We start from the raw sequence: 12,729 nt of genomic DNA, 5'->3' as shown, positions 1-12,729 counted from the left end.
TTATATGCTTAAAATATTATTGATATATCCGTCTGTAGGATTGTCTTTGCTTACTATTTTGGCAGGATTTCCTATAACCAATGAGTTTGCAGGAACATCAAAGTTGACAAAAGAGTTAGGGGCAATGAGGACATTGTCTCCAATTGTTATTTTCCCTGTGATGACACAACCTGTACCTATCCATACAAAATTTCCGATGGTGGGACTTCCTTCAAGTCGACCTCTATTTGTTTGCCCTATAGTTGTGCAATGGGCAATATTGCAATAGTCTCCTATAATACTGTCTTTATTAATTACTATTGTCCCGAAATGACCGATGTAAAATCCTTTTCCAATGGTTGTAGTCACCGGAATTTGAAAGCCGTATTTATATCCAAGACGTTTTAGGATAAGATAATAGTAAATTCCTAAAAGTGACCTTTTTTGATGTTGTGAGGCTTTCCGGAGGTAATACATATAATGAAAACCCGGGTTGCGTTTTCCTTTGAAAATTCGCGTTAGGCCACCATATCGATATAAATCAGTTTTTATAATTTTATCTATATGTTTCATTTGCCTATTCGGTTTTACAATCTACGCTTAGAACGTTTTGCGGTCTCTAACAAATATGAAAATTAAATCTGTTTTTTGTAGTATTAATTGACAGATCAGCAATAAATTGGGTTAAAATGCAAGATTCGTTATTATTAGGGTGTGAAATTTTTATTTAATTGATAAAAAATGGTTTTTATGAGAGGTGTAAATTCTTTTTTATTCGAGATTTTCTTGCTGTCGTTTATAGATGAGGCTATCAAAAAAGGCTAAGCTTATTAAAAGTGCTCTTTCTTGATAAATGGAATGGGAGATTAGGCCTTCAAAAATAAGGAGGCTTAAGAAAATTAAATAGTAAAATTGGTCTGATTTAATAGCGATTTTAATTCCAAAACCTAAATAAATCAGATAAATAATTAGGGCTAGGATACCGTAATTAACGGCTAAAAAGAGGTAATAGTTATGCGTATTTAGAGCGTTAAAACGTTTTTCAGAAGTGTACCCTGTACCATAACCAAACGGCTGTGCTTTAAATTTTCTGAAATATTCAAACATTAGGTCACCACGACCTCCGCCAGACCCAACATCTTCAGAAATAGCCCCTTTTTCACTTTTACCAATAATAAGATCAATACGGTCTCCTGCAGCACCGCGCGTAAAGGCAGGAAAGTTGTCTTTAATAACCCCAGCTAATAAGACCAAACCTAGATATAAGGTCGAAAAAAGAAGGGCCATTTTAAAGAAGCTCTTAAAAAGGATCGGAACGCTAATTGTAAAATTGGTGTTCCAGTTATTAGCGATCCCAAAAACTAAAATTAAGATTACAGAAACAATACCGCTACGAGAAAAGGTTAGGAACACAGCAATAACCATGGCGGCAATTAGAAACATGCGTTTGGTTTTAAAACGATGTAAAAACACCAATGTGGCTAAAGCCAAAAACTTAATACCAGAAGCCGCTTGGTTGGGATTTTCGCCAAAACCACCTTTCCGAACTGCTTCAGATAGTTTAACGCTGTACTTGGGCAATCCGATAATAAAATCATACACCACACTACCGGCAAGAGTGACAAAGGCGAAAAAGATGACCGCAAAAACTAACGCCTTTTTTTCGGTTCTAAAAAAATGTACGGCAAATACATATATTAATAAGGTAATTATGTCTAAAGTAACATTAGTGGTTATTGTTGCGGTACTCACTTCAGTGATGGCAGCATAAACAATAGAGAAAATTAAAATGCTTAAGAAAAATTTAAAGGAATGCGATTTTAAAATGTCTAAATAATCTAATAGCGGGTATTTAATTAAACAAACACTTAAAAAAAGCGGAATGACAAAATACGACGGTTGCAACGGAATAATACCTATTCTAAATAAAAAGATATCAGCGTAAGACGCCAATAAGATGAGTAAAACAGCAATGAGGTATTTCATAGTTAGATTACTTAATTTTCTTTTTAATGAGTGTAAATAGTCTAGAGATTAAATCTTTAAAGCCTTTACTTAATAAGCTTAAGATAGAGAAATAAATTAAGAAAAAGAGGATGCCAAATTTCATTAGAGTTCCTAATAAAGAGAATAGGTTTGGATTCTCTTGAATTTCAAAAAATGATGCACAATACTTATAGATCATCAAAGCCATGACCACATAGAGAAGATGTAGGCTAATGCCTTTCCAATACATGAAGTGGTTAATTTTAAAGCCGTATTTAAAAACATAATAAGGTCTCCACAGCATAACGATGATAAATTGGCTAATTAAAGTTCCTAAAAACACGCCTAAAACACCATATTTTATAACAAAAATTATAGATAAAGTTAAATTGATAAGGCTCTGTATAACAGGAGACCAAATATCATCATAAAGTCCATAAGCTTGCTTAAAACTGTCTACGGGTTGTCTTATTTGAAGCATAAAAAATATCAGAATTAACACCATAAGAATAGTGTTAGAAAGCAGGTATTTTTCACCGAGCCAAATGGTGATTAAATCATTAAAACCGGTATAGAGTAAAACGGTAGAGCAGCCTGCAATAAAAAATCTCAGCGCCATAAACTCCCAAAATACTTTCAGCATATTGGTTTTATTGTTTTCAGCGACTAAATTACCAACTCCAGCGTCTGTTCCTTCAAATAATTTACTGACCAAGAGGTTAATGTTGTTCATTATCATCTGGTAATTGCCTACAAAGGCTACCATAGCCGGAGAAACCAGTGAGAAAATAATTATGTTATCCGTACTGTTACTCACAAAACTGCCTAGTTTATGGAAGCTTATCTGTTTTATTTTCCTCAGTAAGCCTTTCTGGTTTTGCCGAATGACCTTGGTGATTTTTAAATTAAAAATAAGCCATGGGTAGGTTTGTCTGACTTTCTTTCTAAGGATATAGATATAAATAAATGGCGTTAAGAGTTCTAGGGCAATCCAGAGGATTATATCATTTAGATAGACTAGGACTACACACTGTAGAAATAACCGTAATATAAATACAGATTGACCAATGGTGGTGTTAATGTAACCTTTCTGGTCGGCATGAAAAAGAAACATGTAATAGGCAAAGAAATAACTTAATAAATTGCTGACGAGCAAGGCAATGAATAAGAAAATGATAATAGGGAGTTCTATCGTGGTGTTTTTAAAGACCAAGGGAAAGAAGGCTATAAGTAAAAGCGATACGCTAAGAATAAAAAGGCCTATCCTTTTATAGAGAAAGCCCAAATACCCGATAATTTCATTTATTTTGTCTCTATTCTTATCAAACAAAGGCTTGTATAAGGCAAATCCTACCGCAGTACCAATGCCTAGTTCAGAAAGATTTAAAAATTGTAAAATACTTTTAAGAGTTTCAACTGTACCAATAAATTCATCGCCTAAATTTTCAAGGAAAATAGTCCTCGAAAAAAATTGGATGATGATATATAAAACTTGAAACACTAAGGCGATCCAAGCATTCTTAAGGGTGAAAGCGACTCTAGACATATGGCATTATCTTGAGGTTAACTTATTATAACTCGTTGAAACTAGTTCCATAACTCTTGAAGGAAATAGAATAACCATTAAAGATCTTAAATTCATAGTTTTAAACGTGAATGAATCCATGATAGCTTTTCTTAATTTTTTTCTAAAGGCTTTATCACCATCTATTTCGGTATGCCTGGACAGTGAAAAATAATGATCGGTATAATAATAGGTTACGTAATTCTTTAAGGTGTTTTTTAAGGCTGAATACTGCGCTAGATTCTTGGTTAAGTATTCCGTTGCTCTAATACCTGCCGTAATCTTTCTTAAGGAATAGGTGCTTCTAATAATACTTTCGTTATCGGAATTGTAATAGTACAAGGGAAGGTTTAAAAATCCAATTTTGTCAATTCTATTGAGCACATCGATGGTAAAGAACACATCTTGATGTATTATTTTAGGAATAAAACGTAAGTCCTCAATTACTGTTTTTCTATACAAGCGGCACCAAACATTGAAGGTGGTTTGTTCTATTATTCGCTGTAGTGCGACGACATGATCTTGAATTTCAAAATCATTGAGAAGAGGGACTTCTGACCCTTTGTAATTAGGTCTTATCTCAACAACATCTAATTGATGTTCTAAAAGATGGGTTAACATAACCCCGAACATAGTATGATGGATATAATCATCACTATCTACAAACGCAATAAAATCTCCCTTAGCGCTATCTAAGCCTACATTTCGTGCGCAACTCGATCCTTCATTTTCTTTGTGAATTACAACAATGCGTTGGTCTTTAGCGGCATAGCTGTCACAAATTTGTCCGGAGTTATCCTGCGAGCCATCATTAACCAAAATGATTTCTAAATCCTTATAGCTTTGGTTAATGACACTATCCAAACAACGTGGTAAGTAGGTCTCAACGTTATAGACGGGTATTATGACGCTAATCTTATGTTTCATAGGTTAGGGGAATTGTAGGTACTAAAGGTTCATTTATATCATGTGGTTAAATAAAGCGTTACTCTGGTTATTGGGCTCAATGCGTGTTAAAATTCAAATTCTTTATACCATTTGCTTAAAACAAAAAGTTTCCAAATGTAGGTGCGGTGATTTTCCTTTCCACTCATGTGAGCTTCAAATAATTTTTTGAACTTCTTAATATTAAGATTTGGAACTTTCTCTAAAAAGTCATCATTTAAGGCTTGAGTAAATTCATCCCGTAATTCATGACGCATCCAATGTTCTATAGGGGCGGCAAATCCTTGTTTGGGTTGATTAAAAATGGTTTCGGGAATATAGTCTTTAAGAATATCTCTTAAGATTTTTTTCTGCCTTCCTTTTTCATACTTAAAATGCATCGGTAAAGTACGCGCATACTCTATAATTCTATAATCTAAAAATGGACTTCTAACCTCAACAGAGTAGGCCATACTTGCTCTATCAACCTTTACATTGCTATCATTTTCTAACCACAGTTTTATATTTAAATCGGCAGCTTTCTGTAAAAATAATGACGACCAAGATTTATAGCCTTGATAGTGTTTCATCCAATCTTGACGGGGTTTGTTTAGTAGGAATCCTTTTCTTGAGAAAATATTTTCTATAAAATCGTTTCTCGTTTTTGTATTTAAGGCATTGTGAATGCGGTGTGTATCCATACCAAAAAGCTTCAGAATACCCGATTTTGAGACGAATTTTCTAATCGGGTAAGGGATATCCATGATGCGCTTGTTTCTTATTAAAGAATCAAAATGTTCATAGCCTATAAAGCTTTCATCTCCACCATCACCCGAGAGAGCTACGGTGACGTATTGTCGCGTTATTTTATTTAATAACAGTGATGGTAATGCGGAACTATCGGCAAAAGGTTCGTCATAAACTTGGGTGAGTTTAGGAATCAATTCCATAATATCACTGGCGCGACAGATGGTTGTGGTATGATTACTTTTTATGATTTTAGCATACTGTTCTGCAATTTTACTTTCATCGTATTTAGGATCTTCAAACCCAATAGAAAAGGTATTTATAGTCGTTGGTGAAACTTTGGCGGCAATACTAGAAACTAAAGAAGAGTCAATTCCGCCTGATAAAAAGGAACCAATAGGAACATCAGATTGTAACCTGATTTTTACAGCGTCTTTTAGTAAATCATGAAGTTCGTTTTTGGCCGCTTCATAACTTATATTTTTAAGCGTTACAGGTTTTAAGTTCCAATAGGTGTGAATGGTTTTTGTTTGACGCGTAAAGTCAATTTCCATATAGTGACCCGGCGGTAGTTTATACACATGTTCTGCAATGGTGTAGGGGCTAGGAATGTAATCCGTATCTAAGAATATGGAAATGGCTTCTTCATTAATCGTCTTCCCTTTTAATAAAGGTCGTATCTGACTGCAAATTTCTAGGGCACCTTCATGCCAATAATAATAAAAAGGCTTGACTCCAAGGCGATCTCTAGCTGAAAATAAGGTATTGGTTTCTGCATTGTAAATGCTGAACGCAAACATGCCGTTCATTTTATCGAGGACGTTTTTACCCCATTGTTTAAAGCCTATGAGCAGCACTTCGGTATCACTTTCTGTATGGAAAGAATAACCTAAAGTTTCTAATTCACTTCGGATGGTTTTATAGTTGTAAATCTCACCGTTATAAACCAAGGTTAAATGGTCGTTCACCATGGGTTGATGAGACCTGGGATCTAAATCTAAAATTGACAGCCTAAGATGCCCAAAAGTGAGTTGATCTACGGTTGTAATTCCCGTATAATCAGGACCTCTAAAAGAAATAGATTTGAGCTTCTTTTCTATGATAGGCTTTTCATAAGCTATGTTAGTCACATATATCCCACACATTAAAATTGAATTTATAACACTGTGCCAAAGTGTAGATTGTTCTACTCTAAAAATACGGAAATAAATGTAACTAAGAATTAAATGTTTCTTGTAAATATTTTCTCTAATAGGTTAAATGTCAATTTATAACGTCTAAATGTGTTCGTTCGTCGTATTTATGTAGAGTGAGAATTAATTTATTGTAAAATTCTTACAGATTGATGCAGTTTGTCGAAAATTTAAACCCTTAGTCTGGGTTTGTTTTTTTTGGTTTATACATTGCCCCTTCGTTTAAAAAACAGATAAAATTTAGTCCCTAATTCAAGTTAAAAATCCCCTTTTAAAAATGAAACAAATTATTTATCTCATCTTTATTATTCCTTTTTTATGTCTATCCCAACAAAAAGCTTTCCCTACAGCTTATGGTGGTGGTGCTTATGCAAGTGGCGGTCGTGGTGGTTACGTTTATCATGTAACTTCTTTAGCAGATGATGGTTCCGAAGGAACATTTCGTTGGGCTTTATCACAGCCTAGACCAGCAACTATTGTTTTTGATGTTTCTGGTGTCATTAATATGGAAAACTACATTGTTATTTCTGGTGAAGATTTAACTATTGCAGGTCAGACCTCTCCTGAAGGAGGGATTACTTTCACAGCTAATAACACCCAATATGTCTTTAGGCTATGGGATGTTCAAAATATGATCTTACGTTATTTGAGGTTTAGATTTCAGCGTGATAACAATAACATCGGTATTGATGTTTACGGAAACCACGGAAATGCTAGTGATCTTATGTTTGACCATTTGTCTCTTTCTTATTCCGGTTGGACAGGCTTCGGGTGTCGTGGGAGCAATAACTATAATGTTACGGTTCAAAACAGCATTTTTGCCGAGTGTAAAACGGGAGCTATTTTTGGTGATCCGGATACTTTTGAGTTTAGTTACGACAATTCTTTTTTAAACAATTTCTTTTATAATGTATCGCATAGATTTCCAAATCCTAGTGCGGTAGGTAGAGTTGATGTTATTAATAATGTCTCTCAGAATCATTACTATAGGTTAAGTCGACCTCAAGGGAGTGTTCAACTCAATCATATTAATAATTATTATGCAGCAGGGGCTCATAATAATTTACCACTAAGTGATATGAATCAAGTGAATTCAGCTCAAGATAATACCATTTATACCAGTGGGAATATTATGGATAAAGGCTTGTTTTCTGATGCCGATAATAGTCTTATTTGGGCGGAGTTTGATTCGGGGAATTCACCAAACTTAGCGCCAGCCACTGAGTTTGTGTCTACACCATACCCTTTAATTGACGATACTTTTACAATTAAAACAGCAGTAGAAGCTTATAATGCTATCATTAATAATCCTACTGTCGGAAATAGTAAATCCTTAACGGCTGCAGGGGGCACTATTGAGAATTACGATGTTAATGATGCTGAATATCTTGCCAAAACAGCAGAGGGCGAAGGGGCTTATGAAGCTTACACGGCAGGACAATACGGTGTAGATAGAAGTTTCTTTTATGAAGACCGCTATTATAACTTTTTAGCGACAATCACCGGAGTTCCGGTAAATACAAGACCTGATAATTTCTACGTGTCAAATCCTCATATCCCAGAAGTTTGGTTTCAAGCTCATGTTCCTGAAGGTGAAGATCACAATGATATTGCGCCTAGCGGGTATACTTGGTTAGAAGAGTACTTAAATCAAGTTGATGCAGAGGCTGCAATCCCATCACTTCCCGTGGAAAGTGTTTCGGTATCTCCTGAATCTGCAGAATTAAATAGCGATGATACCCTTCAACTAGAGGTGGTATATACACCTGAGAACGCTACAGACCAAACAGGAACGTGGACTACTAATGACGAGACTGTTGCAACTGTTGATGATAATGGCCTTGTTACTGCAATTGCTCCAGGAGATGCTATAATAACGTATACCGCTACGGATGGTGATTATACAGATACATCTCAGATAACGGTTTTTCCTGAAGCGCTACAAGCTAGCGCAGGTGATGACCAACAGATTTGTCCAGGCGAAAGCGCCACGCTTACCGCAAGTGGAGGGACAACTTATGTTTGGAGCACCGGTGAAACAACAGCAAGTATTACGGTTACACCTGAGGAAACTACGACGTATAATGTAACAGTTTCTGATGATTATGGGCAATCGGAAGATGTTGAAGTAAGTGTTGTACTTAACGCAGTTCCCGAAGCAGATGCAGGAGATGACCAGACCTTATGTTTAGGAAGCAGTACTACTTTAACGGCTTCAGGAGGAACGTCATATTTATGGAGTACAGGTCAAACTACGGCGTCTATTGAAGTAAGTCCAACAGAAGATACAATTTACAGTGTGGAAGTGAGTAACGGAAACTGTTCAAGCACAGCGGAAGTGAATGTTACTGTTAATCCAGCACCTGAATTAACCTTAACTGAGGATCAGCTGATTTCAGAAGGCACGTCTGTTACGTTAAACGTAAGTGGTGGAGAAACTTATCTATGGAGTACGGGTGAAACCTCTAATACAATTACAATAACGCCAAATACAACGACAACGTATACCGTCAATGCTACAGGACCTAATGGTTGTACAAGTTCCGCACAGGTAACCATTTCAGTAGCACCTGCCATAAATGCGAGTGCGGGAAGTGATTTGTCTATTTGTAATGGTGAAACCGTAACCTTAACGGCTAGTGGTGGAACTTCTTATTTATGGAGTACGGGTGATGAAGGTGCAGAAATCGACGTAAATCCTACGGAGACCACGACCTATACAGTAACTGTTGAAGATGTTTATGGTTTTTCTGAAACTGATGAGGTTGTCGTTTTTGTAAATGATGCCCCAAGTATTACGGTGAGTGAAAATACGACTATTATGCAAGGGGATTCCGTAACGCTATCTGCAAACGGAGCCTTATCTTATGTATGGAGTACTGGAGATAATACAGCTGAAATTAATGTAACACCAGAAGTTACAACGACCTATACAGTTATAGGGCAATCTGAAGAAGGTTGTTCGACAACTGCGGAAGTTACGGTTACTGTTGTAGCTGAATTAAGTGCTAATGCTGGAGACGATGAAACCATTTGCTTAGGAGAGAGTGTAACGCTTAATGCTTCAGGAGGAATAGACTATCTGTGGAGTACAGGGGACACGGGATCTACTTTAACAGTGACCCCTTCAGAAACGACAACGTACACCGTAACGGTGATGGATGAATTTGGAAATTCAGATTCTGATGCCGTTATAGTGACGGTTAGTGAGGTTCCAAATGCTAATGCAGGTGCCGATCAGACCATATGTGTGAATAGTGAAGCGGTATTAACTGCGGAAGGTGGAGAATCTTATTTATGGAGTACAGGTGAAACGACAGCAAGTATAACGGTGAGTCCTAATGAAAACACCACTTATACAGTTGAAGTTTTTGAAGGATCTTGTTCTAGTAATGATGAAGTTACCGTATGGGTTGATGCCTTACCGGAATTGGTACTAAGTAATGATGTAACAATAATTGATGGATCTTCTACGGTTCTTGAAGTTTCAGGTGCAGAAAGTTATACTTGGAGTACAGGAGCGACAACAGCTACAATTAGTGTAAGTCCAACGTCGACAACCACCTATAGTATCACAGGGATTTCTGAAGCAGGATGTGAAGCCACAGCAGAAGTGACCGTAACGGTAATTCCAGAACTTAATGCTAATGCTGGAAATGATGTTAGTATGTGTTCAGGAGAAAGTGTAACGCTTACCGCAACAGGAGGTGAAACATATACTTGGGATAATGGGGCAACAACCGCTTCTATTACTGTATCTCCATTAGATACTACAACTTACACAGTTACGGTATTTGATACTTATGGAAACTCGGATTCGGATGCGGTAACAGTAACGGTTGGCGCTTTACCAAGCTTAAGTCTTTCAGAAGACCTAACTATTATGGCTGGTGAAACAACGGAATTATCGGTTTCAGGAGGAGATAGCTATACTTGGAGTACAGGAGCGACAACAACGACGATCAGTGTGAGTCCAACGTCAACGACTACATATAGTGTCACAGGGATTTCTGAATCAGGATGTGAAGCCACAGCAGAAGTGACCGTAACGGTAATTCCTACTCTTAATGCTAATGCAGGAAATGATGTTAGTATGTGTTCAGGGGAAAGTGTAACACTTACGGCAACAGGAGGAGAAACATATACTTGGGATAATGGTGAAACAACTGCTTCCATTACGGTGTCTCCAGAAGAAACCACAATTTATACAGTTACGGTATTTGATACTTATGGGAATTCTGATTCAGATGCGGTAACAGTAACGGTAGGCGCTTTAACAAACTTAAGTCTTTCAGAAGATGTAACAATTATGGCTGGTGAAACAACGGAATTAACGGTTTCAGGAGCAGAAAGCTATACTTGGAGTACAGGCGCGACAACAGCTACAATTAGTGTAAGTCCAACATCAACGACTACTTATAATGTCACAGGGATTTCTGAATCCGGATGTGAAGCCACAGCAGAAGTGACCGTGACGGTAATTCCTGCTCTTAATGCTAATGCAGGAAATGATGTTAGTACGTGTTCAGGAGAAAGTGTAACGCTTACCGCAACAGGAGGTGAAACATATACTTGGAGCAATGGAGCAACAACCGCTTCAATTACAGTATCTCCATTAGACACGACAATTTATACAGTTACGGTATTTGATACTTATGGAAACTCGGATTCGGATGCGGTAACAGTAACGGTTGGCGCTTTACCAAGCTTAAGTCTTTCAGAAGACCTAACTATTATGGCTGGTGAAACAACGGAATTATCGGTTTCAGGAGGAGATAGCTATACTTGGAGTACAGGAGCGACAACAACGACGATCAGTGTGAGTCCATCGGAAACGACCACATATAGTGTTACAGGGACTTCTGAAGCCGGATGTGAAGCTACTGCAGAAGTAACCGTAACGGTAATTCCGGCTCTTAACGCTAATGCAGGGAATGATGTTAGTATGTGTTCAGGAGAAAGTGTAACACTTACTGCAACAGGAGGAGAAACATATGCTTGGGATAACGGTGAAACAACTGCTTCTATTACAGTATCTCCATTAGATACTACAACATACACAGTTACGGTATTTGATACTTATGGAAATTCAGATTCCGATGAGGTCACGGTGACGGTTCATGATTTACCGGTTTTATCTGTAAGTGAAGATGTAACGCTTATTGAGGGTGAAAGTGTAACGTTATTTGCTAATGGCGCAAATAGTTACGCGTGGAATACAGGTGCCACTTCAAGCGCTATAGTGGTAAGTCCGACTGAAACCACAACTTATACGGTCATTGGAATGTCTAATTCTTGTTCTAGTGAATTAGCAGAAATAACTGTGACAGTGATACCGCTATTTCATGCTTCAGCAGGAAGTGATGTCTCGGTTTGCGAAAATGATGATTATGAAGTGGAATTAACAGCTTCTGAAGGAGATAGCTATTTATGGAGTACCGGCGAAACCACGCAAAGTATTGTTGTGAGTCCTTTATCAACGACCACCTATTCAGTAACGGTTACTGAGGGAGTTCAAGAAGATTCGGATGAAGTTACAGTCTTTGTAGACCCTAGTCCAGAGGTTAGCATTACCAATGGCGCAACGGTTGAAATTTTAAGTGGTGATTTCGTTACTTTATCAGCTCAAGGGGCGAATACCTATGAATGGGATAACGGCGCTACGCAGCCTAATATTGCGGTGAGTCCATCTACGACAACAACTTATCATGTAAGAGGTTTTATAGGAAATTGTTATGATGATCAAGAAGTTACTGTAAATGTTATTGAACCTGTTGTTGCCGATGCAGGAGAAGATGTCTTAATATGTTTAGATGAATGGGTAACTTTAGAAGCGACTGGTGGCGATGACTATGTTTGGAGTACTGGAGAAACAACATCGAGTATTACCGTGTCTCCTGAAGAAACGACGGATTATACTGTGACTGTTTTTAATGCTTTAGATTTTGATGAAGCTACAGTGCAAGTTGAGGTCGATTTAAATTGTACTTCAGGTTTACCAGAAGATGAGGAAGATGAACAAGTAGATCTTACTTTTGAGATGTATCCTAATCCTGCTTCAGATTACGTTAATGTGAAAATATCGGGCTTACTGAATGTTTCTGTAATCAATATTTATGAAGTGACGGGTAAATTAGTACAGCAGGTGAGGGTGACCAATGAGCCTTTATCGCTAACGGTAACAAAACAAATTGAAGTTAGCGGATTACAATCTGGGGTCTATTTTATAAAGCTTGTAGACCAAGAAAGAAGTATGACTAAAAAACTAATTGTGGATTAAAACCTCAATCTACGGTATAAAAAAAAGCACTGAATGTTGAAATTCAGTGCTTTTTT

General features: G+C 37.2%; 6 protein-coding genes. 1 reads left to right on the top strand and 5 read right to left on the bottom strand.

Translation table 11 applies throughout. From position 1 onward, the window contains the following. The 5 genes from ACFQ13_RS02805 to asnB all read right to left on the bottom strand — a co-directional run bounded on the left by ACFQ13_RS02805 (position 1) and on the right by asnB (position 6,330). The gene (locus ACFQ13_RS02805; RefSeq protein ID WP_386113771.1) at positions 1–552 is read right to left on the bottom strand and encodes a serine O-acetyltransferase; all 552 of its coding nucleotides are present in this window, start codon (positions 550–552) and stop codon (positions 1–3) included. Positions 553–750: 198 nt separating this feature from the next. Next, on the bottom strand, positions 751–1,965 hold the full coding sequence (locus ACFQ13_RS02800) for an O-antigen ligase family protein (RefSeq protein WP_386113768.1): 1,215 nt from the start codon (positions 1,963–1,965) through the stop codon (positions 751–753). Between the two features lie 7 nt (positions 1,966–1,972). Beyond that, on the bottom strand, positions 1,973–3,511 hold the full coding sequence (locus tag ACFQ13_RS02795) for a lipopolysaccharide biosynthesis protein (RefSeq protein ID WP_386113765.1): 1,539 nt from the start codon (positions 3,509–3,511) through the stop codon (positions 1,973–1,975). A gap of 6 nt (positions 3,512–3,517) precedes the next feature. After that, entirely contained in the window at positions 3,518–4,456 is a 939-nt protein-coding gene (locus ACFQ13_RS02790) for a glycosyltransferase (protein WP_386113762.1), read from the bottom strand. Between the two features lie 86 nt (positions 4,457–4,542). Next, positions 4,543–6,330: an asparagine synthase (glutamine-hydrolyzing) gene (gene asnB, locus ACFQ13_RS02785; RefSeq protein ID WP_386113759.1), complete on the bottom strand. Its 1,788-nt coding sequence runs from the start codon at positions 6,328–6,330 to the stop codon at positions 4,543–4,545. 340 nt (positions 6,331–6,670) lie between these two features. Here asnB and ACFQ13_RS02780 point away from each other — a divergent pair, with 340 nt between their 5' ends. After that, the gene (locus tag ACFQ13_RS02780) at positions 6,671–12,673 is read left to right on the top strand and encodes an Ig-like domain-containing protein (protein WP_386113756.1); all 6,003 of its coding nucleotides are present in this window, start codon (positions 6,671–6,673) and stop codon (positions 12,671–12,673) included. The last annotated feature ends 56 nt before the right edge of the window (positions 12,674–12,729 follow it).

The organism is Winogradskyella rapida (assembly GCF_042675845.1).
In the GTDB taxonomy this organism is placed as follows: domain Bacteria; phylum Bacteroidota; class Bacteroidia; order Flavobacteriales; family Flavobacteriaceae; genus Winogradskyella; species Winogradskyella rapida.
Note: the sequence above shows the minus strand (reverse complement) of the source record. Positions and strands in the feature narration are given on the sequence as shown.